Annotated in this window: 24 protein-coding genes; 1 reads left to right on the forward strand and 23 read right to left on the reverse strand. The window is 50.7% G+C overall.

The genetic code is table 11. From position 1 onward, the window contains the following. Positions 1-76: 76 nt before the first annotated feature. The 4 genes from ACYVAD_RS17850 to ACYVAD_RS17865 all read right to left on the reverse strand — a co-directional run bounded on the left by ACYVAD_RS17850 (position 77) and on the right by ACYVAD_RS17865 (position 3,760). Entirely contained in the window at positions 77-1,285 is a 1,209-nt protein-coding gene (locus ACYVAD_RS17850) for a glycosyltransferase family 4 protein (protein ID WP_461140880.1), read from the reverse strand. Positions 1,286-1,465: 180 nt separating this feature from the next. Beyond that, positions 1,466-2,224 (reverse strand): glycosyltransferase family 2 protein, encoded by a 759-nt coding sequence (locus ACYVAD_RS17855; RefSeq protein WP_461140881.1) that lies wholly within the window; start codon positions 2,222-2,224, stop codon positions 1,466-1,468. Then, positions 2,221-2,787: a WcaF family extracellular polysaccharide biosynthesis acetyltransferase gene (locus ACYVAD_RS17860; RefSeq protein WP_461141150.1), complete on the reverse strand. Its 567-nt coding sequence runs from the start codon at positions 2,785-2,787 to the stop codon at positions 2,221-2,223. The genes ACYVAD_RS17855 and ACYVAD_RS17860 overlap by 4 nt, the downstream gene beginning before the upstream one ends. 1 nt (position 2,788) lies before the next feature. Continuing rightward, the gene (locus tag ACYVAD_RS17865) at positions 2,789-3,760 is read right to left on the reverse strand and encodes a glycosyltransferase family 2 protein (RefSeq protein WP_461140882.1); all 972 of its coding nucleotides are present in this window, start codon (positions 3,758-3,760) and stop codon (positions 2,789-2,791) included. A gap of 443 nt (positions 3,761-4,203) precedes the next feature. Between ACYVAD_RS17865 and ACYVAD_RS17870 the strand changes: the two genes are divergently transcribed. Next, complete coding sequence (locus ACYVAD_RS17870) at positions 4,204-5,379, forward strand: glycosyltransferase (protein ID WP_461140883.1); 1,176 nt, start codon at positions 4,204-4,206, stop codon at positions 5,377-5,379. Here ACYVAD_RS17870 and ACYVAD_RS17875 read toward each other — a convergent pair. The 19 genes from ACYVAD_RS17875 to ACYVAD_RS17965 form a co-directional block, all read right to left on the reverse strand. Beyond that, a complete protein-coding gene (locus ACYVAD_RS17875; protein ID WP_461140884.1) occupies positions 5,362-6,516 on the reverse strand; it encodes a glycosyltransferase in 1,155 nt (384 codons plus the stop codon). The genes ACYVAD_RS17870 and ACYVAD_RS17875 overlap by 18 nt on opposite strands. 18 nt (positions 6,517-6,534) lie before the next feature. Next, positions 6,535-7,704 carry a glycosyltransferase family 4 protein gene (locus ACYVAD_RS17880; protein ID WP_461140885.1) on the reverse strand — a complete coding sequence of 390 codons (1,170 nt, stop codon included), beginning with the start codon at positions 7,702-7,704 and terminating at the stop codon, positions 6,535-6,537. A 23-nt stretch (positions 7,705-7,727) separates the two neighbouring features. Then, on the reverse strand, positions 7,728-9,098 hold the full coding sequence (locus ACYVAD_RS17885) for an O-antigen ligase family protein (RefSeq protein ID WP_461140886.1): 1,371 nt from the start codon (positions 9,096-9,098) through the stop codon (positions 7,728-7,730). A gap of 41 nt (positions 9,099-9,139) precedes the next feature. Then, a complete protein-coding gene (locus ACYVAD_RS17890; protein WP_461140887.1) occupies positions 9,140-10,042 on the reverse strand; it encodes a glycosyltransferase family 2 protein in 903 nt (300 codons plus the stop codon). A gap of 4 nt (positions 10,043-10,046) precedes the next feature. After that, the gene (locus ACYVAD_RS17895; RefSeq protein ID WP_461140888.1) at positions 10,047-11,156 is read right to left on the reverse strand and encodes a glycosyltransferase family 4 protein; all 1,110 of its coding nucleotides are present in this window, start codon (positions 11,154-11,156) and stop codon (positions 10,047-10,049) included. A 93-nt stretch (positions 11,157-11,249) separates the two neighbouring features. Then, complete coding sequence (locus ACYVAD_RS17900; RefSeq protein ID WP_461140889.1) at positions 11,250-12,284, reverse strand: hypothetical protein; 1,035 nt, start codon at positions 12,282-12,284, stop codon at positions 11,250-11,252. Positions 12,285-12,306: 22 nt separating this feature from the next. Then, complete coding sequence (locus ACYVAD_RS17905; RefSeq protein ID WP_461140890.1) at positions 12,307-13,389, reverse strand: glycosyltransferase; 1,083 nt, start codon at positions 13,387-13,389, stop codon at positions 12,307-12,309. Beyond that, positions 13,337-14,164 carry a DUF5672 family protein gene (locus tag ACYVAD_RS17910; protein WP_461140891.1) on the reverse strand — a complete coding sequence of 276 codons (828 nt, stop codon included), beginning with the start codon at positions 14,162-14,164 and terminating at the stop codon, positions 13,337-13,339. Before ACYVAD_RS17910 ends, ACYVAD_RS17905 begins: the two co-directional genes overlap by 53 nt. A 2-nt stretch (positions 14,165-14,166) precedes the next feature. Beyond that, positions 14,167-15,207, reverse strand: coding sequence for a glycosyltransferase family 9 protein (locus tag ACYVAD_RS17915; protein WP_461140892.1), 1,041 nt, complete (start codon positions 15,205-15,207; stop codon positions 14,167-14,169). Between the two features lie 2 nt (positions 15,208-15,209). Next, positions 15,210-16,220: a glycosyltransferase family protein gene (locus ACYVAD_RS17920; protein WP_461140893.1), complete on the reverse strand. Its 1,011-nt coding sequence runs from the start codon at positions 16,218-16,220 to the stop codon at positions 15,210-15,212. A 40-nt stretch (positions 16,221-16,260) separates the two neighbouring features. Next, the gene (locus tag ACYVAD_RS17925; protein WP_461140894.1) at positions 16,261-17,406 is read right to left on the reverse strand and encodes an acyltransferase family protein; all 1,146 of its coding nucleotides are present in this window, start codon (positions 17,404-17,406) and stop codon (positions 16,261-16,263) included. Next, positions 17,406-18,605 carry a glycosyltransferase family 4 protein gene (locus ACYVAD_RS17930; RefSeq protein ID WP_461140895.1) on the reverse strand — a complete coding sequence of 400 codons (1,200 nt, stop codon included), beginning with the start codon at positions 18,603-18,605 and terminating at the stop codon, positions 17,406-17,408. The genes ACYVAD_RS17925 and ACYVAD_RS17930 overlap by 1 nt, the downstream gene beginning before the upstream one ends. A gap of 141 nt (positions 18,606-18,746) precedes the next feature. Further along, on the reverse strand, positions 18,747-19,403 hold the full coding sequence (locus tag ACYVAD_RS17935; RefSeq protein ID WP_461140896.1) for an acetyltransferase: 657 nt from the start codon (positions 19,401-19,403) through the stop codon (positions 18,747-18,749). Positions 19,404-19,498: 95 nt separating this feature from the next. Beyond that, positions 19,499-20,197, reverse strand: coding sequence for a WbqC family protein (locus ACYVAD_RS17940; RefSeq protein ID WP_461140897.1), 699 nt, complete (start codon positions 20,195-20,197; stop codon positions 19,499-19,501). Between the two features lie 35 nt (positions 20,198-20,232). Next, positions 20,233-22,299 carry a glycosyltransferase family 39 protein gene (locus tag ACYVAD_RS17945; protein WP_461140898.1) on the reverse strand — a complete coding sequence of 689 codons (2,067 nt, stop codon included), beginning with the start codon at positions 22,297-22,299 and terminating at the stop codon, positions 20,233-20,235. Between the two features lie 63 nt (positions 22,300-22,362). Continuing rightward, a complete protein-coding gene (locus ACYVAD_RS17950) occupies positions 22,363-23,466 on the reverse strand; it encodes a DegT/DnrJ/EryC1/StrS family aminotransferase (RefSeq protein ID WP_461140899.1) in 1,104 nt (367 codons plus the stop codon). Positions 23,467-23,496: 30 nt separating this feature from the next. Continuing rightward, entirely contained in the window at positions 23,497-24,753 is a 1,257-nt protein-coding gene (locus tag ACYVAD_RS17955; protein ID WP_461140900.1) for an ABC transporter ATP-binding protein, read from the reverse strand. Between the two features lie 61 nt (positions 24,754-24,814). Beyond that, a complete protein-coding gene (locus ACYVAD_RS17960; protein ID WP_461140901.1) occupies positions 24,815-25,645 on the reverse strand; it encodes an ABC transporter permease in 831 nt (276 codons plus the stop codon). Between the two features lie 40 nt (positions 25,646-25,685). Then, positions 25,686-26,804, reverse strand: a complete 1,119-nt coding sequence (locus ACYVAD_RS17965; protein ID WP_461140902.1) for a hypothetical protein — start codon at positions 26,802-26,804, stop codon at positions 25,686-25,688. Between the last annotated feature and the right edge of the window lie 17 nt (positions 26,805-26,821).

Here is a 26,821-nt window from a genome sequence, read left to right on the forward strand (position 1 = left end):
TTTCTTACTCACATGATGATCAATGAAAAAGCCCGTCGGACTAATCCGGCGGGCTTGTGAATAGAGATCCTATTGCTTACAAGTAATCAACAATCCGGCGGCCTGAAATTCCATTCTGGAGTTCCCGACGCAGAATCGCCCGGCGCCGACGCGGATGAGTCGTGAGGTACATAATCCGCATTTTGAGACCAAAGCTTGTGAGCATATAAAGCCCGAACAAAGCGGCCAGAATAAATAGCGACTGTGTGTTCGTAATGTTGCGGTGAAGTAAAAAAAACAGTACCGTATTGACTAATGACGTCCCACACAAAACGACGGTTGTCTGAATGTGCGATAGACCACTGTCCAGCAAGATGTGGTGCATGTGATTTCGATCGGCAGAGAAAGGCGAACGACCGGAGAGAATCCGTACCAGAAATACACGTAACGTGTCAAAAATAGGAATAATCAGAATGACGATGGCGATGATCGGTGCGTTGAAAAAAGCCGTTGGCTCGTAGCGGAACGACACGTTCAGGTTAACAAACCGCACCGCAAAAAACGCCAGTAGAAAGCCCAGAATCAGCGAGCCCGTATTCCCCATGAAAATCTTGCTGGTGTTCGAAAAATTGAACCGCAGAAAACCAATCAGGGCACCCGCCAACGTAAAGGCCAGGCTAGCCATGGCAAAATGGTTGGTGAGCAGGAACCAGGCCCCGAACGTAACGCTGGCAATCATGGCGATGCCACCTGCCAGGCCATCGATGCCGTCGATCAGGTTGAGGGCATTGGTCAGCGCGATAAAGATGAAGCAGGTGAGGATGATGCTGAAAAAGGGCGGAATATGGTGAAAACCCATAATGCCGTATAAGTAATCAACGCGTAGGTCACCAAAGAAAATCAGAATCAGGGCTGCCATGACCTGAAACAGAATCTTCTTATTTGGGTCGATACCCACCAGGTCATCTTTGATACCAATAAAAAACAGGATTGTCATACCCGCCACGGAGAGCGTCGTGCGATAAACATCCGTCTGGTCAATGCTAGGCCACAAAAAATAAGCAATCAGGATACCGGCGTAGATCGCGATGCCGCCAAACGTTGGAGTTGGGGTAGTGTGGGCACGACGTTCGCCAGGCTTTTCCATCAGGGACTTCAACTCAGAAATTTTGATGATTACCGGAATCGAAATGACGGCAACGAAGCAGGCGACCAGAAACGAGAGAATACACTGGTAAAGGCCCAGGGTAAACAGCTCGTCGTCGAATTTATGCTGCAGAAAAGCAACGAGTAAGTCAAGATTCATACAATAGCGGTTTAGTAGCTTGTATACCGTACCGAGTGTCCTGCTTCGGTTTGTGGAGTGGCCAACTTGATCGGATGGCTATAGTGACGAGCGGACGGGTGTAAAAGTCAATGGTTTACTACGGTATACAAGAGTAATTTGATTAAACGGTACCTTTTCCTGGGGGCGGCTTCCTGCTGTTTACGTCCGGGGTTTCGTAATAAACTGCCCCAGCTTACGTAGTGGCTTCAGCCAAAGGGTAAAGAAATAGGGTTTAAGTTCGTTCAATTCCCAGGCCAGCCGGTCTTCGTTGTTAGCCCGCAGGCGGTTTTTAAGCGTGCTATTGCTGATGCCACCAGCCCGCATGACAATGGTGATCTCATTCATGTACCCCAGTTTGGTCTTATGCTTGTGCACAAAACGTAACATCAGTTCGTAATCAGCGGCACTCTTCATATCAAGCCGGAAGAGACCGTATGTTTCGTACAACCACCGCTTGGCAAAAAATGTCGGGTGGCCCGGCATCCAGCCCCAAAGGAAATTATTGCCACTGAATTGTCCCGAGCGCCAGTATCGCTTTATCTGCTGCGGGTTAACTCGGTCGACATACAGCAGATCGCCGTAAACAGCGTCGCTGCCCGTGCGCTCAAACGTAGCTACCATATTCTCGATTACCCGCTCATGTCGGTAAAAATCATCCGCATTGAGAATACCAATCACGTCGCCGGTAGCCATACCAATCCCCTTGTTCATGGCATCATATAAGCCTTTGTCCGGTTCTGAAATAAACTTGGCAATTTTGGTGCCATACGACCGGACTATGTCAACGGTTCCGTCGGTTGAGTTGCCATCAATAACGATGTACTCTATGTCCTGATACGTCTGTGTCAGAATCGACTCGATACAGTCCCGAATATGTGCAGCGCCGTTGTAGACAACAGTAATGAGAGATACTTTCATGCGTTGATGTGACGTTGCCGGACGAAGACGGCGGGATTGCCTTGGTAGATACCATAGGGTTTCAAAGACCGCGAAGCGACCGAGTTGACAGCTAGTACCGAGTGGGAATGACAGGTTACTCCCGCGCATACCACCGCTTTCGCTCCAATCCAGACGCCGTCTTCCAGCGTAATGGGGCGGGTGGTCAGATCGAACGTAGGCTGCCGGTAATCGTGGTTGCCCGTCAGGATCAGAGCCCCCTGCGAAAGACAGACATGACTGCCAATCACAACCTCGCTCAAGTTATCAATCCAGACCTGCTCACCGATCCAGACGTGATCGCCCGTTTTAAGCAACCAGGGGTACTTTATACTCACGCCCGGTTTGATAACAACGCCCTGCCCAAGTTGAGCACCAAACAAACGTAGCACCCACCGTTTGACCGAAACGGGAATGGGTAAATAGGTTTTGATGACCACCGCATTGACCAAAAACCAGAGCACGATCTTCCAGCGCGGACCTGGTTTATACCAGTCGATGTTGTAGCGAGAGAAATCTGTTTTCCCTTCCTGAATACCGGACATACTAGTCATTGATACGTTCACGGTTGGCTGTTTTATCGGTAGAGTGGGCCGGAGCTGGTCTCAGGTTTTTTCCGTACTGCTGCTGAAAATATTGAATCAGCGCTTCCTTGTCCCGCCCCGCGTGGAAGTATGCTTCGAACAGTTTGGCGTCAACGAGAAAACGGTACCAGAGCCCCTGCAAAAAATGCCAGATCAGGCCGGGCCGACCGTCCAGAAAACCTAACCGCCCGATATAGCGGTACAGGAAATACAGGATGGGTCGGGTAAACAGGGGGAGCGATGCGTATTTCATTTTCAAATAGCGTGTTCGCTGGTCCTGCGCTCCGAACAGGTTTGGTTCAACCCGCTCCACGTCGTCAAAATTGTACTTGATGTTTAGCAGGTCAATGACCTCCCGAATGGCGTAGAGGTTGTGCTTCTGCGTCCACCAGGTCAGGTTGTTCAGGTTATGATCGACCAGGTCATGCTCAAACTGAATAGTTTTGGCGGCTTGCCCCTTGGATTCGGACAGTTTGATATGTTCATCCATCCAGAGTTCTTCACATAACCCTTGACCCCGTCGCCAGAGCCGCATTAACCAGATGGGGTAGTAAGCACCGTGTCGCATCCAGCGGTCGAAAAACATAACCCGCCGTTTGACGTGAATACCAGCTACGTCAGCGGGGAGCGTTGCCAGTTTTTGGTTGATCTCATTGGCTAGCTCGGGCAGGACGTACTCATCGGCGTCCATCCGCATCAGCCAGCTTGTCTGAAAGGGGGTATGGGCAATGCCAAAATTGTACTGGGTGGCGTAGTTGACCCATGGATTTTGAACGACGACGGCCCCCATCGACCGGGCAATGTCGACCGTTTGATCAGTCGAAAACGAATCAACAATAAATATCTTGTCAGTGAAGAGCTGTAAACTCTTGAGACACCGGGCAATGTGTTTTTCTTCGTTGAAGGTCAGAATAATAACCGATACGTCGGCCATGGATTCGGGAGCAAAGTCTGCGAGAAGGACCTGACAAACAGCTACTTTACTAAGTACAACGTACTATTCGGGTCGCCGTTATAAAGTCCAATAAATAACGCAATATTATAACTTTTTTTATGGGGGAAAAAATGTCAGTGTTGCTTTTCTACACAGTGGGGAACCATTACACCAGGCAACGTCAAGCAGGAGACTAATAGCTCGTCACCGCATTATTTTTTGGATTGTGTTACGAGGCTGACCAAAAACTGTCCAAATCAGAAAAGAATCTGTCTCAATCAGAAACGTGCTGACTTACTTCTCATCGTAACTTTGCCTCAGTGAAATTTCAGTAATGTAATCGGCCTTGTGAGGCTTATTCATCTTCCATCAGACCTAATTATCTCTCGTTCATAAACAACTACTAATTCAAGTACTATTTTTTACTTGTTTCTGTACCTTAGATGAAAATACTACACATCTGCGCCTATACATGGGCCATAGGCGGACCGGCCAAAATGATTTTTGATCACACCCGCGTTCATGCCGCCAATGGCCACGAAATTACAATCCTAACTCCTGTTTCGCCGAACGATATTGTTTATGATACTGCTCCTGGTGTAACGGTTATACCTGTACCGCGTCATTGGTTTAGTCGCTTCTTCCCCGAGTTTTCCATTGATCTTTGGCGCTACCTGAAAAGTCACGGGAACGGGTTTGATCTGATTCATGTGCATGGGCTCTGGCACTTTGGCAGTGTAGCGCCGTACGCTCTCGGATTGACCCCGCCCAAACTGATGACAACGCATGGTTTGCTCGATCAATGGGCCATGAAGCAGGGACACTGGAAAAAACAACTGATGTCCTGGTTGGGTCAACGTCAGTGGACCGCTAATACGGCCGCTGTTCATGTCAATAACCAGTCCGAAGTCGAAGACGTAAAACGGTATCTAGGACATACCCGCCCGCACGTAACAATCATTCCGAATGGTTTGCGACCTGCTGAATTTAAAAATTTACCTGTTCGCGGTTCGTTTAGAAAAGCATTTGGGATTGGTCAGGATAAAAAAGTTATCCTATTTCTGAGTCGATTGAACGTAAAGAAAGGATTGGATAGGCTGCTGCCTGCTTTTGCTAGATTGAAGGCAGAGCGGGATGATATACATCTTGTATTAGCCGGTCCTGATGACGGCTATCTTACTGAGATTGAGCAATACATTCAGAAGAATAAGCTTCAGGCGTGTGTAACCTTACCCGGCATGTTGATCAAAGAACAAAAGCTGGCTGCTTTTGTGGACGCTGATCTATTTACGTTGCCTACCTATTCAGAAAGCTTTGCTATTGCCGCCCTTGAAGCACTGGCCGCTGGCCTTCCGACTTTACTAACGGAACACGTTGGCTTCGGCGATTACATTCGTCAGTACGAAGCTGCGCATTTATGCGAGCCAACCGAACAGTCAGTGTACGATGGACTGACGTATTTGCTCACCAATCCAGAGAAAGGGGATCAATTAGGGAAAAATGCGCAGCGAATGATTGACGAACAATGCGATATTGACGTACTGGCCAATAAACTGTCCGACGCGTACCGGGAAGCTATTGAACGCAGTCAGGTCGGAAAACTATCGCTTGTTGCGTAATACCAGTTCATAAGTGTCCAGTAACCGTTTCGCTACGATGTCAATGTCATACTGCGTTTTCAGCAGGTTTGTAGCGTTCTGGCTCATTTGTTGCCGGAGGGCATCGTTACTCAGCATTCGTTCCAGACCAGCTCTGACACTTTCGGGGTTCAGTTCGACTAGTCCGGCAGCTTCGTGCTCACGAATAGCTTCGCCAAAGCCAACTCGGTCCGACACGAGCGCGGGAATACCAGCGGCCATCGCTTCGAGTACCGCCATCGAAAACCCTTCGGAATAGGAGGGAAGGGTAAATAGGTCGGCGTCGGCCAGGGCGGATTTTTTGTCGTCGCCAGTCAGTATGCCAACCAGCCGGATTGAATCACTCAGGTTGTGCTGCTCAACAAAGGTACGGGCCGTCGCTTCGTAACCGTCATCCGAACCAGCTAGTACCAGGACTGCATTAGGGTGATCCTTTACATAGTCCCGAAAGGCGGGCAGTAACAGATCCAGTCCTTTCTTACTATTGAGCCGACTCATGAAGAGGACCAGCTTCTTGTCGATGGGAATATTGAACTTCTGCCGGAACGTACCCGTTGGCGGTAGCTGAATGAAATCGCTCATCTTGACCCCGTTGGGGATGATGACGACGTTCGGATGCTGCTCGCCCAGGTAACGTAACAAGTCTTCGCGTTCGTCGGTGTTGTTGATCTGGACCAGACTAGCCCGACGCAGGTAAGCTTTTTGAGCCAGCTTATCGATGATATTCTTTTTCCAGTTGTTATTGTTGTACGCCCAGCGATCCAGCACCCCGTGAATGGTGACCGCTTTCGGAACTTTATTGTCCAGCATGAACGGCGCTAACGTACCAAAGTGCCATAAACCATGACAGTGAACAATATCGTATTCGTGAATGTGCTGCTTCAGATACTGGTATAACTCTCCCGAGACTTCCCGGAAAAAACGGCTGATAATCGGCGTGCGTTTGCAGAGAATTAAGCGGGCCCCTTCGGGAACGGGATAAGGTGTTTCGCCGGGTGAATACGGACTCAGAATATCGACCTGATGGCCGTGGCGAAGGGCAACCTGCGTATGATCGAAGATGATTTTCGGTGGACCGCCTGCCTGCCAAGTGTAGGCACAGATATCAAGAATGCGCATAAATGCCGCGAAAAGAAATTAAGCTGAAGTGATTTTCGTAAAGCCCGCCAGCATTTCTCCCGCCACGGCGGCAGGGGAATAGTGGGCGATACGTTCTTTGGCTGCCTGACTTAGTCGGGCTACGTCAACACGCCCGTCCATAAATTGACGTAGCTGCTGCGTTAGCTCATCTGGCTGAGTCGGATCAAAAACAAAGCCAGTTTTTCCATCATCAACTAAATCAGCCACGCAGCCGCACCGATTCGACACAATCACGGGCAGACCACAGGCCATGGCCTCGTTGACAACTAACCCCCATGGCTCTGAGGTACTGGGCAAGACCAGTACATTGCTCAGCGCCAGCATCTCTGGTACCCGGAACCACGGCTGACCGGGTAAAAAGGTAACGGCATCCGTTAACCCAAGCGTCTCTCGCTGAGTAGTCAACGTAGCTAGTTCCTCTCCCTCGCCTAGTATCAACAGACCCCAGTCCGACGAGTGAGTGGTCTGCTGCCGGGCAGCCGCAAACGACTGCAATAAGGCGGGTAGGTTCTTGAAGCCAATTAGCCGACCAACAAAAATAAAATTGTTGGGGCGTAAGCCAAGTTGCTGCTGGCGCTCTTGCCGGGTCACTAACGCTTGCTGGTAAGCCGAGGCTAACACGTCGTTATCGACGGCATTCTTGCGCAACAGAATTTTACGTTCAGGAACGCCCAACTGAAGCAGGTAATTGGCCGATTGACTGCCGAAGCAGAAGAATCCATCGCATTGACTAAACACCCACTGCTTGAAACGCTCCTTTATTCCCCGTCGCTGGTGGTCGGCAGCGGTGCTTTCGATCTGCATCACTACCCGGATACCCTTGCGTTTGGCCCAGAGAAGCAGAAGCAATTGAGCTGGATCATAGTAGCCCGTTAGGGTAATCACGTCTGGTCGAAAAGTCCTGGCCTGTTGCCAAAGCTCCGTCAGCCGCTCGCGTAGCGTGACGTCTTCGAGAAATCGGTCAAAGAGTAACAAATACTCGTATTGATACGTAGGTGTATGCTTATCCGCCAGGTGTTCTAATCCCGCCCGGGAACGTTCGTTACGGGCAATTTGAAGAACTTTGAGGGTAAGATCTGCCTTGGTATAGACTAGCCGTTGTAGGGCCTGAAAAACAGTGGACTTGTAATGCGCCCAAAGTATGTTGTGAACAATTAAAATGCGCATAAATAAAACCGTGTCGGTACCGTCTAAGCCGGTTTAGGAACGACGGCAAATTCTTCGTCAACGGTTGGGACAGCATCGTCCGAGAGATGATCGGGGAAAAGATGTTCAACGCCCAGAAAACGGGTCATCAGGGCTAGCGGGAACCAGAATGAGATTTCGTACGGTCGGCCGTTAGTGAAAATCTGCACCAGCACCAACATGAAAAAATACGCCAGAAAGACACTGAGCGGATTGGGGTTATAGCTCATAATCCGGACGGCGTGGTACAGGCAAAGCAAATTAACGCCACCGAACAGAATGAAGCCAATGATCCCCTGGTTGGTAAGCGCTTCCAGAACTGGTACGTCCAGATACAGAAACTTGTAGCCAAAGCCGAGGATAAGCATATGCATGTGCCCGACCAGTACGTTTGAAAAGAAAGTCGCACTGACGGATCGGTTGGCCGCCGACGCATCCAGCGTAGCCGTATAAGCAGCTCCCTGGGCTTTGAGACCCAATACGGCATATACGTTCTCCAGGTTGCGTTCCATGAAGTTCATTACGTAGCCGTACAGAATACCGTACGTGTCGTAATACCGACGCAGGAAGAAGATCAGGGCAACAAAGCCAAGGGCCATGACCGCAATCGGTATTGGTTTTGCCAGTCCTCGGACGGTAGCCCGGATTTGAGCGGGACGAACGTTAAAGTACGCAAAGAAGATCACGGCGAGAATCAGCGCCACAATGGCCGACCGAGTCTGGGTCAGTACCAGAATGGCTAAATTGACCGCACCCGCGAACAAGGCAAACAACTTAAGAAGAACTGGTGTCTGGGCGCGAAGTAGCCATATTGCGCAGGCGATAAGTCCCATAAACGCATTCCGGGAAAATACGTGCGGGTTTCCTCCCGAATCATCATCGCCTAGTGTGATCGTCGCGCGTTGACCAACGACCCAGTTTGGGTTCGTAATCAGCGAATAGATTAATCCAAGGTTGGAGACCAGCGTGAACAACACAACGACCGGAATGAAAACCCGGACTACATCATTCGGAATATTGATCAGTAGAAAAAAGAAAATCAAAGCGTAGGCGTAGTAGATCATGTCTTTTCCGGTATCCTGAAAGCCAGGTACGCCGTTGAAAAGAAACATGTACGCGATGGAAAGCAGGATAAAGGTAACCCCCATCCAAAACATCGTTTCGTTAGGCCGGTAGAGCCGACGCAGAAACGTAAAAGGAACCATCAACACTAACCCAGCTGCCAAAGCGACAGCCGTAAAGGCCGTGCTTCCCGGAGCTAGCTTCAGCGCATCCCGAAAGAAGAAGATCAGCGGATAGCCGTCAACGAGAATACAGATGCCAAGCACCAATCTCGCGTAGTCGAGCGTCCGTACTAAATTTATTAACTTGTTCATGGCTGCTTTATGCTATGCAGGCCTGATGGCCATGTTCTGCACTACGATTGACTCGCTGATCGGCGACGGAGTTGAAGCCGGTGACGCACGTAACCAAAATTACCCTGTAAAACGAACGTAAACAACTTACGCAGGCGACAGTACCGTAACCAGAAAGACTCACTCAAACGCGAGCGGAGAAAGGGCTTGTATTTTTCTTTCACCTGCTGGTGCTCCTGTTGGCCTATATGGGCAATGGTTGATGATTTAGCATCGGGTTGCACCCGGAAGCCGCCCCAGAAGCCGTCGATATGCTGAAATCGCATGCCTGGCTGAACGCCCAGCCGGGCTACGATTTCGTAATCAATCACGAACCGAAGGCTCTCATCAAGCAGGCCGAACTGATCCAGCCGACTTCGCTTGATGAACAGCGCCTGGTTGAACACCTGCATCCCCTCGTATACCTGACACTCCGCGCAGAAATCTGGTGCCCGTAGCTCTTCCAGAATAACGTCCTGCTCATCGGTAATGTACATGTCGCCGAAAAAAACATCGATGTTCTGGTCCTTTTGCCAGGCCTGAGCAACTCGGTGCAGTGCGTTCGGAGCAAAAACATCGTCCGAGTTTTGAAAGGCTACATAGTCGCCCGTGGCCATTCGGAAGCCTTTGTTGATGGCGTCCGTTTGACCCCGGTCTTTTTCGCTAACCCAACCCGCCAGATACGGTTCGTACTTCTTAATAATCTCCAGCGTACCATCCGTTGAACCACCATCGATAATCAGGTATTCCAGATTGGGGTACTGCTGGTTCAAGACACTGAGGATCGTCCGTTCCAGATAATGAGCCTGATTAAACGAGGGCGTAACGATGGTTAACTTAGGGTACTTCTTAGCCGTGTCGGCGTTGAGCTTCGGTTGGTAAGGTCGGGTTACGAACGTACGTAACGATTCTGTTGATGTAGCCATATCGTTAGCAGAGCGATTTGTAGACCTCCAGCGTTTGCCGAGCCGTTTTGTCACAGGAAAAATCGCGCAGGCGCAGATCGCCTTTCTGGCGTAGCGATTCTCGTAATGACGCATCGGTCACTACGCGCTCAATGGCATCGGCAACTGATTCGTCATCGTCGGGATCAAAATATAACGCAGCGTCCTGACCTACTTCGGGTAACGACGTTCGATCGCTGAGTACGACCGGGCAGTTACCGCTGAAGGCTTCCAGCACCGGAATACCAAAACCTTCATTAAGCGACGGAAAAACGAAAGCTAACGCGTGTTGATAGAGTCCCATCAGACTGGCATCGGTAATCGGGTGGTAATGCGTCCGATTGCTTAGGCCGGCTGCCTGGAACGTCGCCAGCTCAGTTGGGGTAAATGTGCCACCGCCCGCACAGATCAGATGCAGATCCGGATGGCGTTTCATGACTGGCTGAATAGCGCGGTAAAACCCGTTGAAGTTCTTGTATAACTCCCGTTTTCCCACGAAAAGCAGGTAGGGAAAATCGACGGGTTTGGGTTGACGAACCGACCTGATTGCGGGCTCACTGAATTCTGTACCCAGATGGACGACTTTGATCTTGGCCGGATCTACCTTAAAATACCGAAGTAATTCTTCGCTGGTAAAGTCGGAAATCGAAATAACGGCGTCAGCCCGGTCGAGTAACTGCTGTTTGACCTGGGTTAGTCCTTCGCCCAGATCTGGGTACTGGTCTTTGTAGCGTTCGCTGGCAGCATCATAGAACGTTAGTACGAATGGTTTTTTGCCAATCGTATCCAGAAAATAACGGTGGTAATACGTTGGATGAAAAACATCAAAATTACCGGCTTTAATCTGCCGGAGGCTGTTGATACGGTTCAACGCCGATGCTGCCTGATTGACCCGTTTTGTGTGAGCAAACCGGCGATACCGTAGATGCTTGCTGAACGAGGCCCGATTCAGGTAATCGTTATTAGACAGGAGCAGCGATAAATCAAAGTCAACGTCCGGGATGTGCGTAAAGGAACGCATCAGGTCGTAAAAGTAGCGGGATACCCCCCCGTACATTCCTCCCGTAAAGCATTGATGGTCGAAAAGGACTTTCATAAAGAAAAACCCAGTACTGGGTTCTGGCAATTGCCGGTAAGGCATTTAACCGCAAAAGTACCACTTTATTGGACAACTCGTCCTGGCACCCGATTAGCGGAATACGGGTAGCGGTAATCGGTCAATAAAATCGACGACGGCTCGCAACGATTCAACCGTAGTCTTGCGCCAACCTCGTAAGACAAGTGGCGATACCTGGCGTCCGTAGGCCACGGGGGGGGCCTGGATGGTATGTTCCTGGGACGAAACATGCCGTTTGTATTCGTTTAGAAGAGCCACCACGTAAGGGCGTTCACTCAGAATTAATCGATTTTGATTTGGGAAAAAGCCCTCATCCATGTTGAAGAGGCCTTTGAAATTGGCAAAGCAGATGGACTCGGTGTGAGTGCCCCCCACGCCAGTCACTAGCCAGTCAGCACCAGCCTGGCGGATGATCCGTTCGGGCAGGTTCCAAAGAGCCAGATTCCAGCTTAGCTGCTTTATTACTTTTACCCCCTTGAAAAAAACAGGAACATGCATCAGCCAGATCTGATCAATACACAAGCCTTCGCAATAGTTGATATAAGCGCGCTGTTGCGTGCGATCCTGCCACCAGTCTAAAAAACGGCTGGTTTCGGTTGAGCGACGTAACGCCAGGAAATCGGAATTGTACAAGCCGATGTTCTGAAAAAATTTCTCGTCAGGCCACGCTGGTTGACCGTCAGCAAGCAGATCAGTCTGTTTTCGAGTGATATAAGGGGTCAGTAGAATATTGGCGTCTGCCAGTTCCGAGTAAACAGAATCCACGGAACTGTAAAAGCGAATATTCGGATCGGCGTACAGTAGCGTTGAAACGGATGGATACCGCTGGAAAGCCTCCTGGATGAAACGGGGCTTGCAGGCGGCTGCAAACTCCGTTGGTGTGTATAGACCGGATAGCGTGCGTAACTCGGCCTTAGTTAGAATATCAGCTACCGGCAGAATGGGATAAGGCGATACAAAATCAGTAGGAAGTTGCCTGGGGTCGTCAACGAGGCCAATTAACACCGTCGGCGAGGTACCATCAGACGGGGGGGCGTACTCAGAAAAGCTGTTGCCTAATGTCAACGCCTGGGGCAACTGGCGGATGGTACAGATCGTTAGTAACACGCTGGAAAAAGACTTTCTTTACTCATTCAAAAAGATCACCAAAAGCAGCCAGATATGGGGCATACCAGTTCGCGGCTGCCTCTGCATACCGGTTGTAATTGCCATGGCTTAGCCCCGTGAGGATAGGGACAAGGCGGGCAAACCGATTCTGGGGTAAACAACTGCGCATCGTAAAATGCGCCAGTCGACGGCGTAGCTGAACTAAACCCGGTGCATTGCGGGCGACGCGAGCGGAGAGAAGCTGATTTATGGCATCAAGCTGTTCTTTTTTCTTTAAAAGAGGAGCCAGCTTTTTGGATCGATCCCGTCCGAATCGATCTCGCACGCGAATCTGTTCCAGCGGAGGCTGCTCCCGTACGCCAACCTGTTGCTGGACATGGGTCCGATACAACTGGAGGGGTTGGTCAATAAACGCGATCGTATTATCGGCTGCTCCAACCAGAGCCAGCCAGCCGTCGTAGATGTAGCCAGGGATTGCTTCCGGAATTGGCAAAACCGTTTTCAAAAAGCTCCGGCGTAAAACCGATGCACAGCCCATAACCCGGTTGCCGTCCAGCATGACTTCCATCGTTTCACCGTCGTTCCAGCGCTGGCGTACGTTCGCGTCGAAGTTGACGCGCTCCCAGAACCGGATTTGGCGTCCTTTTAACTCCTCGTCCGTAACCCAGGCATCGCAGAAAGCCAGCTGAAGGGCAGGACGATCCACCATGTAACTCGTCATAGCGTTGATTTTTTCCGGGAACCAGTAATCATCCTGATCGCAGATAAAAATCAGGTCGCCGGTGCACTCCGACAGAGCCTGTTCAAAGTTTTTATTATATCCCAACTGCGTTTGATTCTCCAGGATACGCACCGGGAACGGTGCTTCGGCAGCTAGTTGCCGGAGCAGAGCCACGGTGCCGTCGGTGGAGCGATCATCGCAGATGACAATTTCGTCCGGATATTGCTGCTGGTCGAGTAGACTCTGCCACTGAGTGGGAAGGTACGTTTCCCCGTTGTAGGTGCACAGCGCAATTGAGATTGTTGGTCGGACTGGTTCCGTCATTACTACATTAAATTTGGTAGCCGTACCGGGCGAAAATAGGTCGCCAGTAGGCTGTTCCATGAATGTCCCAGGCGTGACAGCCGAAGGGAAGTTTTCCGTTATTGTAATGTTCAACAGCCCATTGTGGATAGAATTCGATGGCGAAATGGAGGGCTCTTCGATAGGAAGGAATACGTAAATTCGGCCAGTAACGATTTATTTCAATGCTCCAAAAAATATCTTCGTTGTACTGGTCCTGCTGAAACTGCTCATACTGAGCTATTTTCTGCTGGTAACGGGGGAGGTACTGTAACATCGACGACACACGACGTAATGAAAAACCTCCATTTCCCACGCTGTTGAGGCTAATGATCTCACGCGGAGTTATCCCATCTACCTTTTTAAGACCAGCCAACGTCGCCAGTTTCTTTTTCACAGTAAACCACAATTCGTCGAGTCTACCCGTATAATCGCGATCCCGTAGCCAGGGAGCCCCGATATAATCGTACCCCCGACGGCACCAATCAGCCAGATCATCCTGAAAGACGAAGGCATCCAACTGGTGAATCAGAATGTATTCTACGTCCGTAAACGCCTGATAAAATTCCGCTGACACCATCAGTCGATTATAAGACTGAATGCTGGAAAAGTAGCTGCTGTCGAACGAACGTACCTGCAAATTTGGACATATTTCCTTGTAATCCGAAACGTCAAGTGACTGCGGAGTGACTAAGTAGATGGGGTAATGACCCAGAATTCGCTGACATTGCGTTAGCGAAATGCGTTCATAGTCAGACAGATGCTCTTTGTAGGCGGGTATAACAACGGCAACGCTGACCGGTGAGGCTGGCTTCATACTTATACTGAATGGCCCAAATGTTTCTGTACGGCCTTCTCTACCCAGTCATAAGGGAGAGTAGCACAGGGCTGGTCGAAGTTATTTAAGATCGTAACGCCCTCGCCCCGTTTGTAACGGCCGGAATAGGGCATATAGTCGACAAAGTCAAAAAGTTTTCCCAGCAGGAGAATCCCCTCTGTGTTTCCAGCATTCGCCATGTGAGCCGGTCCGCTATCAATACCGATAAAGAGCCGGGCCCGGCGGATGACTTCTGCGGTTTCCAACAGACTTAACCGGCCGCATAGATTAATAAAGCGGGGATGATCGACAGTGACCATGGGTTGAATCCCTACCTCAATAATCGGGTTGGGGTAGGTCGCCAGCATCCAGCTAACCAGCCGGTTCCAGTTGTCGGCGGGCCAGTCACGCGCGATGTGGCTGGACTGGGTGTGAATGACGATGGCCTCCGTTGGGAGATTCAGCGCATTAATCTGCTGCTTGACGCTGTCCGGAATATACATCCGAGGTTGCTCATCCAGGGCCAGTAGTCCTGCCGCCTGGGAGAACATGTAAAGCAGATTCCCACGGTGGTAATAATTGTCGAAGGTCAGATCGATGGCATCGGCGGTGGGATTGACGATATCTTCGGGGCAGTATTTACATTTTCGGTGAGAAATGTGCAGGTTATAAACCTGATCGTAAATGCCTGATCGAATCAGCATCATGCGTTCGCTGGGACATTTCTCGATCAGATAGCCATTCAGGTCCGGGTGATATTTTACCAGCTCGGCGTAGGCTGCCTTCACGACCCAGATGATGTGCCCATCCGGGTGACGCCGACGTACTTCACGCGCTACGGGTTCGCAGGCTATAATGTCACCCATCTGCTCGGAGAGGATAATAGCAACTAAAGGCTTTCCACCCAGGGTATTTTTCAATCGACGTAATTGGCGGTACTTCGCTGCGTACGAGCGGTATTTGCCAATTATGTGCGTGTATTTATAATATCGGTGTGTCCAGAGCGCTCGGAAACTAGACCCCTTTGGATGCGATACGACCATAATTATCGGGACTCTAGTGCATGAATGATGCGCTCAAACGGCGCTTTAAGTGCCTTCCGAACGCGCTTGTAGCGTAAAACAGCGGGCGGTTTAATGTATACGCATGGATACTGACTGTATTTATCATTCTGGTGATGGATCAACTGACTCCGGTACAGATCAAACAGCGGACGAGTATCCGGGCGATCCGTAAACGTGTACCGCGTCTGGTACTTTGAAATCTCGTCCGGCTTGTACGGATTGTAGCCGCTGAAGTGAAAAAATTGAAGTGGAAACTGACCGGTCTGCTGACTTAAGTTCATCGGACTGATGATCCACTCCCCAGCCTCATTTTTTGAAACCCGGCGCTCGTGCAGATTCCAATAGGCTACGTTATAACCTAAATGCTGATCGATCAGTACGTTGTCATAGTACACTGGGGCAAAATTAACCCAGTGCTGGTCGACGAACAGTCCGGCACACAGGTCGATTCGGCATTCGTACACCAGTCGATCTTTCCACCAGTTAACAAAACTTCGGGCCGTCTCGTCGTTACGTAATCCGATAAAACCCAGATTGAAGATACCCGTGTTGAGATGATGCTGCTCGTTAGGTCGCTCCCAGTCTGGCGTTGGTGAGCAGGTGTGGGGTGTCAAAACCAGGCTGTAGTGCGTGAGTGCTTGGTTGAGCTGTTCTAAGGGTTGAAAAACGATGATATCCGGATCGAAATAGATCACGCTGTTTGCTTCCGGATACGTTTCGTAGAGATAATCAATGTAAAAGGGCTTCACGGCCGTGTTAAGCTCGGTAATATCATACCGATCGCACATAGCCGAAAAGTCGGGGATATTAATCTTGTCGACCTCCAGCATTGGAAAGTCGGGTACCAGATTAGCCGGTAGGTTGGCCCCATCAAGTCTGTCAACCAACCCAATAATATAGGTGTAGTCCGGATTGGTTACACGTAATGATTCCCCCAGGGTTCGCGCCTGAGCCAGGTAATTGATGGAGCAAATGGTAAACGCAATGGTCATGTATCAAAATCGGAGAAATGAAGAAGTGAACGTCACCGAACTATCCCTCACTTTTCCCTGCATCATACGAAAAATAACGTTTCAATTGATTGATGGGTTTTTCAAAGGCATACCAGGATACCGAAGCCAGCACCAATAATACTGCCAGACTAAATAGCCGGTGAGACCAGTATCCTAGTGTGACCGATAGACCCAAACGGTTAGTCAGCCGAAACAACAAGGGGACAATATACCCAGGAACAAGCATATGAAAGACATAAATGCCGTAACTGATTCGGCCGATGTACTGTAATGCGTTGTTATTCAGTATTTTTCCGCCAAGGCCTTTCACGCCCATACTGGCGCTGGCAACCAGAAACAGCGAAAGCACCGAAATCATCAGACGCTGAAATAGAACTACCAGCACGTGATCGCCAGGCAACAGCGACAGACTTACAAAACCAATCAGGGCCAAGGCTGCGGCAACTGATAGTAACTTATTGACGTTCGGAAGCGTATTCGGCCGCTCCGTAACGACGTAGGCCCATAACGCGCCCAAACCAAAAGCATCAAAGCTGGCCGGAGCTAGTACGCCATCCAGCTGCCCCTGCGTATAACTATATCCCCGAAAGACAACCCCAGTAATAACCATGGCTACAATTACCCAGCGAAAATAAGCGCGGGGCGTCAGCAGAACGATCCAGGGCCAGACCAGATAGAGCTGTTCCTCAACGCCCAGTGTCCAGAACGGCGACAGCACGTCAGCCCAGTTGCCGGTTTGGTTGAGTAGAATATTATACCCGTACAGATAGTAGTAGAGCGGATGCTCATCGATATCCGACGCCTGCGGAATAAGAAGTAGTACAGCCGTGATGACCAGGTAATACAGAGGAAAAATTCGCAACGCCCGCCGGACAAAGAAATTCCGGTACGTGGTGCCAAGTGAGCCTTTCCCCGCGTCGAGTTGATTCCGGTTGGTTAGCAGAATCCGGGTGATTAGGAAACCGCTCAATACAAAAAAGATCATGACACCAATGGTGCCATTAGGAAGTCGATTGATTCCCTCGCCTGTTGGAAACCAGTGATACACAATGACCAGCAGCACAGCAAACGTGCGTAACGCGTCCAACTGGGGCATGTGGCCGCGTGGGGGCTGTGTCGCCCCTGTCGTATTGGTAGCCGGTGAGCTGGTACGTAGCGTAGCCATCAGGAGGTCAGTTGAGCAAATAACGAAAGAAGCGTGTCAACACTTTGCCGGGCAGCGTGACGCTCCCGAATTTTCTGGCCCAGCCGTTGTCCCATAGTCTGCCGTTGCTCCGGACGTTGGAGCAAATTCAGAATCTGGCTGCTCATCGCGTCCAGATCGAGGTAGGGAACTACGGCTCCACCATCGTCCTCCACCAGTTCGGGCGAACCACCGGCGTCGGCAAAGCAAACAACAGGAACACCACTTAGCCCGGCCTCGAACACGACAAGCGGGTAGGGGTCTTCTCGGGAACAAAGCACAAACACGTCGAATCGGCTCATGTACCGCAGCACGTCTGGCGTTGGTGGTATCAGGTGAACCCGACCGGTCAGCCCCGCTTTCTGAATATCCAGCTCCAGATCGTCCCGTAACGTACTGGCCGGAACGCCTACCCACACAAAATGGATCGGTCGGGCCGCGCCAGGCTGGGCGGCAGACCGGCCAATTACCTGCCGAGCAATAGCAATAAATAGGTCGTTGCCTTTACGCCACTCGGCATTACCGCAACCGCCAACGATCAGCGCGTTATCGGGTAAGCCAAGCTCCGCGTACACATTCGGTTGCTGGCCCGCCAGGCCAACGGCGCGTTCCATCGCTGGTGTATCAACCAACGTAAAGCGGGAGATGCGAGCGGGATCAAAACCCCATTGCTGCTCGTAGTACCGGGCTGTCGTGTCTGATACTGCCAAGAGATGGGTGGAACGTTGCAGTAGATACGCCAGGTCATCAGGACGGGTGTAAATCCGGACAGACATGGCGAGTTCATGCACAAACGTGACAACGGGAATATGAGCCGGAATAGCCAAGTGCCGAAACCAACGGCTGCTCGTGACCGTATTAACCAGAACTAAGTCGATAGAGTCGAGATCAAGCTGTTGTTGAACAACCCGTTGCTGCTGAGCTGATTTGCGTTCGTTGAGCTGATGCCAGAGGCCTAATTTCCCCAAAACTTTATCCCCCACCGCATTGGTAACATAGGGGCTTGGTGTCGTCCAGATGGTAACGGGACATAAGGCCCGGTATTCATCGAGCAGAGCACCCCCTTCGCCAAGGAGCAGCCGCATCTGAATGCCTTCATCCTTCAGCAATCGCATTAGGTTCAGCAAAACCAGTTGAGCCCCTGCGCGATTGGCGTCGTTACCAAGGAGTAGAATTTTCATTAGGGGAGGAGAGGAGGAGGGGGAGGAAGGGAGGAAAGAAAAAAAGGTGAGAAAAATTGTTATAAACTACTTTCAATTCTCTTTTCCCTTCCTCCTATCCCGCTACGGCGGACCGTTCCCTTTCCTCCTTCCTCCCTACTATTAATAGGCTTTATAACTAGGAATGGACCGTTTTTCGGCGGGATTACCTACGTAAACTCCCCACGCTTCGGTCGATTTAGTAATGGCTGAGGCCATGCCAACCAGGGTACCCTCTGCAAGCGTCAGGTAATCGCGGATCGTGCTGTTGACGCCAAAGAAGCAGTAGGGCTCAATGACGCAGTGGCCCGACATGACAACGTGCGACGTAAAGAACACGTGATCTTTAATCTGACCGTGGTGACCGATGTGGTTACCACTCCAGAGGACCACGTTATTCCCAATTGTCGTGAAAGGCTGGATTGTATTGTCTTCCAGGATAAAGCAGTTCTCACCGATCTCGTTACCGAACGTGGTCGCTTTAGAACTGACGTAGGAAATAAATTCGTAGCCTTTCGCTTTGGCTTCCAGATAAATTCGTTCGCGGTTCTTGTTCATACCTCGCCCGGTCATCGGCGCGAAAAACTTGTATTCCTGGGGGGGAAACAGCTCCTGAACATCCTCGAAGGCGACCAGTGGTAGTCCTTTGAAACCGGTTTTGTCCGCCATATACTGCTGACTGACGGTGAACGCCACTACCTCATGCTCCGAATCGTGGGTCAGGTAAAAGTGCGCCAGTTCGGCGGTATCCATGATCCCAAAAATGATAACCTTTGCCATGTGTTGAATGAGTGAATGAGTGAATGAGTGATTGAGCGAATGTTTGGTGTTGCGTCAGCAATTATTCACTCATTCGCTCAATCACTCATTCACAATTATACCAGTTCACAATGTGTTAAAAGGGCTTTCGTGGCTGTTACGTCGTTGAACATCAAAACGTCCAGAATCGAGAGCCAGGGAACAAATTCATTTTTGAACTGTGGATACTCCACCCGCTGCGAACGAATGAAGTTCAGCTCGATACCTGCTTCAGCGAAAGTTGGTTTATCGTACAGGTCCATACCACCAATCGGATTGACGTAACGAGTAGCTCCTTCCTGCTTACAGATGTCTAAAATGCGAGCCTGCGCCTTTAAATCGCTGTTATCATAAACCGACGAGGACGCGACCAGCCGGGTCGTAATACCCAGATATTGATTCAACTCGACCAGACTGGCGTAAATAAGATCAGCGATAGAGTCCGTTGTAAAGTTGATAATTTTTTCGGTTATCGGCATGATCCCCTCGTAGTGAGGTGCTTTCCGGTAACCCTGCTCAATCGTTTTCAACAGTTTACTCCGCCATTTTGGATCGTCGGCCAGATGCACTTCGTTGATACGTTTGTTCTGGCTGGCGTCTTTCAGGGGGATCGTAAACAGGTGCTCCTGGCCGTTGATCAGCAGCTTGTTCCGATTGATCCAGCCCCGGTTGATGAACGCTACGTCGTCATAAAGAACGAAGGTATCGGCGAGGTTCATCAACTGCATGTAGCCAATGTACGGCAGAAAGTAAGGCTGCATGATGGCAAGCGTCATAAGAAGCTGAGTTAACGGGTCGACTACAGCCGACCTTATTTTAATTTTCGTAAATAATAATCCTCACCGGGCACCACTACCTGCTGGCGCATCGTCGTATCGGTGCCCAGCCGGACATCACCGGGCTGTGGTTTAATGACACTTTTCGCAAAGAAGAGGTAATCGGCCTCCTTAGGAATGGGCTGAACCCCCTGCTCAAACGGATTGATCGTGATCAATCGACGAGACAGGTGCGGTCCGTAAAGCGGGTATTCGTAATCGTCGTTGATGGTGCCCAGCGCCACCGTGGCGTTATCGGGAACCAGTTCGTCGAAGCGCTGGTAAGGAACGTAAATATCAGGCCGCCCCAGTGTTATCTGCTTGATACGGGTTGAATTAAACGCCGATGGGTACGACTTTCCGTCTGGATTGGTCCAGGCGAAGGGTAGGGCCCGAATGTTTAGAAAGATACACATGATGGCCGAGAGGCAGCCTAGTACCGTAACGAGGCCCACGTACCCTTTCCAGATAGTTTTGCCCGCTGCGTCGATCTGCGTACGGGGCGATAGAAAAAGCAAAGCTAGAAACAGAATACCAAACAGGCCGGTCTCAATAAAATAGCGTCCTTTGAACGGGTCATACGGTGCCGAGTAGGAGAGAGCCGCAAAGTGCAGCAGGAAGGCCAGACCAATGAACACGTGCGGAGTTGACCGGGTAAAACCAATCAGCGTCAACAGCAGAAGTGGAAATACCAGACCAAAGCCAAACACGCCCCAGTATGGGTTCGCGTTGTAAAAATCAAATCGCCGGTCGAACGCGAAAGGTTGGATCGAGAAATCAGTCTCCTCGTCCAATCGCATGTGTAGCTTATTCTCCAACCAGACCAGTGGCTGCCGCATCTCGTGGTTTATCGTCACCCCCAGTTCCGTGTTCCGGATACCGTCCAGGTTAACGTGATCGTAGCCGTAGCGAACGACATTGCGGCTTCCCTGTTCGAGCAGGTTACACAACGTCCCCGCCCGCTCCACCGACTGGTGTTTGAGCGCCGTTGGTGGACCAATAGGATGACCAAACACTGCTATGTTTTTCAGATACCCCGTTGGTAAGGTCCACAAACAAACGCCCACTACGATGCCCAATGCCAGCCGCCAGGTGCGCTGGAACGTAACGGCGAGCGACTCGGACAAAAACACGGTGTACACCATGATGACGAAAACCGAGGGAAGGAGCAGCGCGAACGTAATCTTATGACCAAACGCCAGGCCAAATGCCATACCCGCCATGTACAGATAGACGGATGATTGGGTCTGTCGATACGTGAACAGGAAATAAAGCAGCAAGCTCAGGTAGGCTGTCAGGACAATATCCGTCTCGGTGGTGATGGCCTGCATCAAAAAGTCAGGCAGCAGGGCATACGCTAAGGCGCAGAAAAAACTCGCCGACAGGGAAGCTTTTCCGCGAATAAGCTGACCGAGCCGCTGGACAATACCAAATACGGCAACGATGGCCGTCCAATAGCTGAGGTGATGGATAAACTTGAACCCATTTTCGAAATGGCCCGTCATCAGAAATCCGTAGATCTGTAGATTACAGACACTCTTTGGGTACGTATCAATGTTCCAGTTTGTTCCCCCGAAGTGCCGCATGCTTCCCCGTTGAATGTACTGCATAACCCGGTTTAGATGCCCAGTCATGCTATCCCATTCGTTGGGTACGGTAAATAGAACCAGCAGCAGATTCGTCACCGCCACGATGGCCAGCGTACCAAACAGAGCCGTAAACAGAAATTTAAGGTAAGGTGATAAGGCGCTGAACCACTGACCAAACAGTTGTCTACGGTCGTTTAGCAAGGCTGATACGTTCAGACTGGGCTCAGTAGCCGCCAGTCGCTGCAACGGCCAGGCAATGATGGTCGAGATCAAGAAAACCGAAACCGCCCAGGCCAGCGTGTTGGCGGTCAGATAGAGCGCCGATAGAATAAAGCCGGTTAGGATAACGCTGCTCGTACCTAACAGGAACGTCAGCAGTAACCACTCACTGACTGACGGGCGGCTAATCCGGGCGGCTAGCCGCGTGAGATAAAAGACAAAAAGAAAGAGAAGCAGTAAATAAACAAACGTCATACAAAAACGCTGCAATGAGCGGGATGGCCAATAACAGAACCCCAGCGGGAAACAACGTAACGTCTAGTCGGCGTCGACCAAAGCAACAGCCTTGTTAACGATGGAAGCAATCCGATTCGCGTCGGCTTCGGCCAGATCTGGATACATGGGTAATGCCAGTACCCGTAGCGCAATATCTTCCGAAATTGGGCACGATTGAGCTGACCCCGGGACCTGCTGCACAAAAGGTAACGTGTTCAACGATGGATAGAAGTAACGTCGGGGCGTAATGTCCTGCGCTTTGAGCGCGTCGACCACACGTAACAGTGTTTCCTCCGAATCGAACACAACCGGATAATAGGCGTAATTGTATTCCACGCCCGGTAGCAAAGTCGGCCGGCTGATGCGCGAAAAATCCAGTCGCGCGTCGTAGTAACCAAATACTTGCTTACGAGCCGCAATCAGGTCGGGCACCTTGGGCAGAACGCAGAGTCCCATGGCCGCGTGGAATTCCGAATTTTTGGCGTTGATCCCCACGCTGAAATAATCGTCGTTGCGGTGTCCGAACGAGCGGTAGAAGTGTAGTTTCTTCGCTAACTCGTCGTCGTTGGTAACGATGCAACCTCCCTCAACGGTGTGAAATACCTTCGTCGCGTGGAAGCTGCACGTACTGATATCGCCGTAGCTCAGAATCGACTGACCGTTGTACGTAGCGCCAAACGTGTGAGCCGCGTCGTAAATGACTTTCAGGTTATGCTTATCGGCAATGGTCTGAATCTGCTCGATCTGGCACGCATTCCCATAGACGTGGGTCGCCAAAATGGCCTGCGTGTTTTCCGTAATCAGCGGTTCAATTTTAGCTGGGTCGATGCAGAAGTCCGTTGGGGTGATGTCCGCGAAAACGGGCGTGCAGCCTTCCCAGAGAAGGACGTTGGTTGTGGCTACGTAAGAAAATGGGGTTGTAATAACCTCTTTCGTGATATCCAGGGCTTTTAGCGCCATCTGGAGCACAACCGTACCGTTGGAGCAAAACTTAAGGTGCTTTACTCCCAGTACGGCTTTCATTTCATCCTCCAGTTGCCGCAGTAGCGGTCCATCGTTGGTAAGATGAACCCGTTCCCAGATACCCTTCAGGTAATTGGTGTATTGGTCGAGGTCTGGTAGGTATGACTTGGTTACGTTGATCATGGGCTGGTACTTACTAAAATGGCCGCGGGCTTATTTTACGGGTTCGCCTTCCAGCATACCCATCCGGAACGGAAACTGAGGACGGACGTAGCCCGGCCATTTACCGTACCAGGCAATGCCTTCCCGGTAATCCTCTACGTCAAAGGTGATGCTGTCTTCCATCACATAGAGTGGGGTAACCGTGTCTTTCACGATCATCACGGAGATAGTATACGAACCATCGTTCAGGAAAAAACCGGGAATGGTGCATTCACCCGCAATCAGCCCCTTGCCGTAAGGTTGGGATTGGGTACCGATGTTAAAGATACATTCCCCCGTTAGTGAGTTCAGGTGCATCGATAGGTTCAGGTTGGCCTTATCCATCATATTCCAGAACTCGAACCGTAGTTTCATTGGGGTTCGGACATCAATGTGCGTCAGTTCGTCCTGGTACTCTGGAATCAACTCTACCCGGCGAATCCGGACGAGGTCATTACCGGGCGCTTCTTCAGGAGTTTCCCACTGGCGCAGGAGCCGCGTTTTTGAGACTTTACTCAGGTAGGAAGCGATCACCTGGTTGGTTTCGCCCTGCTCGATCAACTGTCCCTTCTCAAAATACAGCGTCTTGTTGCAGAGCGCCTGTACAGCGGTCAGGTTATGACTAACGAACAGAATCGTACGTCCGCTGGCTGAGTTATCCCGCATTTTACCCAGACTTTTCTTCTGGAACTCGGCGTCGCCCACGGCCAGAACCTCATCCACGATCATAATTTCGGGGTCAAGGTGGGCCGAAATAGCAAAGCCAAGCCGGACGTACATCCCCGACGAGTACCGCTTTACGGGCGTGTCCAGGAATTTTTCGACTCCGGCGAAAGCGACGATCGCATCAAACTGGTTGCGAATTTCACTCCGGCTCATGCCGAGGAGAGATCCGTTCAGGAAGATATTTTCCCGACCTGTCAGTTCCGGGTGAAATCCCGTACCGACTTCGAGCAGACTGGCTACTCGGCCTTTAATCCGAACACTACCTGACGAAGGTTCAATGATTTTGCTTAGGATCTTGAGCATGGTTGACTTACCCGCGCCGTTGTGGCCAACAATGCCGACCCGGTCGCCCTGCTCAACCGAAAAGCTGACATCGCGTAACGCCCAGAATTCCTCGTGAGTAACACGATCCTGGTCTTTCTTACCGCCAAATACCTGCCGGAAGTTCTCGGTAATCACGTCGCGCAGCGTTGTGCCTCCCTTTCCCTTCTTATGGTCAATGATGTAGTGTTTACTTATATTATCGACAGTAATAACAGACATAGCAACGTGAGCGATGGCTGTCTGCTACCCTAAACTGATAGGGGCAGCCAGACCATTGAAATTAGATATCATCAACAAAGGTGTTTTCCCGCTTCCGGAAAAAATAAAGCGAGATCACCAGAAAAACAGATACAATAATAACAGAAGCGATGAGGCTTTGTGGGTTGAAATACGATTTTCCTCCCAACAGCGACCACCGAAATCCGTCGATAATCCCAACCATCGGATTCAGAATGTACAGCGAATACCAGGATTTATCGGCTACCAGGCGGCTGGGATAAGCAATGGGGCAGGCGTAAAAACCGATCTGTACAATAAACGGAATAAGCTGGGCAATATCCCGGAACCGTACGTTGATAACAGCAAAGAACAGGCCAAAAGCAAAGGCTGCCATGATGGCCAACAGTATGAACGCAGGCAGGAAAATAAGGTGCCAGTCGGGCATAAACTGGTAATAAATCGCAACCAGTATAAAGAGCCCCAGCGATACCAGGAAGTCAATGAAACCGACCGAAATTGAACTGATCGGCATGATCAGTCGGGGGAAATAGACTTTCGTGACCAGGTTCGCGTTCAGCGTTACGCTATTGCTGATTTGCGTAAATGCCGTCGCAAAAAAGCCCCAGATCGTGATACCGGCCAGCACCATTAGTGGATAAGGAATTCCTGGATCAGCCGGAAGTTTGGCGATGTTGCTGAAGACCACAACCATGATCAGCATGGTTGTCAAGGGGCGAATCAAGCCCCAGGCAGTTCCCAGGGCTGTCTGCTTATAGCGAACCGAAACATCGCGCTGCGACAGAATAAACATCAGTTCGCGGTTCCGCCAGAGGTCCTGCCAATAGTGCCGCTCCGAACGGCCTGGTTCTATAATTACTTCGTGCGTTTTCAAAATTGACTATCAGTTAACCTGAAAGAGGTTGTTCTTGGGGTTAGTTCTCCTGCATGACGGAACGGTACGTTTCGCGCAGGAAAATAACGATGACCGCCAGTACCAGGGCCAGCGCAATACCAGCCTGTAAACCGATGGTCGTCGGTACGTCTTTGTAAAGCGGAAACGAAACGGGCTCAATGATGGTGAAGAGTGGAGCCTCTCGGATCATCGACAAACGCATGTTGTCTGCACTTTGCAGCGCCTGGTAGTAAATCGTCGACAGGAACGTCGAGTTCCGTTGCAGCTTCGTTTCGGCTACTTTACCCTCTGCGACGACAATCTGCTGGTTTTGGTCGATGTACCGCGCCAGTCTGTTTTCGGTTCCGCTCAACACGCGGGCAATGGAATCCGCGCGATCCTTGAGCAAATCGTACATTTCCCGGGTTTTCTTCGTCTGTTTCTGCCGGTAATCCGATTCGATGGTTTCCAGGTGCGAGCTTAGAAACGTAGCGGCCAGCATCTCGTCTTCCATGGCGCAGCGCAGCTCCATGAACGACGATTTACGCTCAGGCTGGGTAACGCTCATTTCCGACGCGATCCGGGCGCAGATATCCGACATAACGATCTGTTCCTGCTTGGTGTACTCGCTCGGCTTCTTGCTCCGCTTGAAGTAGAACGAACGTAGCGTATCGCTCTTCTCCCATTCCTTGTCGCGGATACCGCTGTGGCGGATGTAGTAGTTCACCAGCAGCGTATCTTTTCCGTTGATGGTGTCATTTTTCATCAGCGTCTTTTCCAGTACCGGCCGCGATTTAGCGTAAATCAGGAAGTTGTCGCCCACGAAGATGTTGGCATCAGGCGTCCCTTGGCCGATCCCGAAGGCACCCGCGAGGGCACCCAGTTCGCCTAAGCCGCCACCACCGCCACTACCACCACCAAGGTTGAACAGAATGTCGGCGCTGTAAACAGCCGGTTTTTTATTCAGGAGATCATAAACGAAACCAATGCCCGCACCGATCGCGACGAAAACGATCAGCAGTTTCCAGTTACGGCGAGCAACATTTTTGAGCTGCATCACCTTCAGGACGACCGCCTTGGGCGAAATCTGATCGGGGGGAAGCGGACGCTGGGACAGGCCGTTTGGGTTCGAAGCCGTAGTTGGGTTGTTCGGACTCATGAGTTTAGCTTGTTGGG

Source organism: Spirosoma pomorum, from assembly GCF_054776615.1.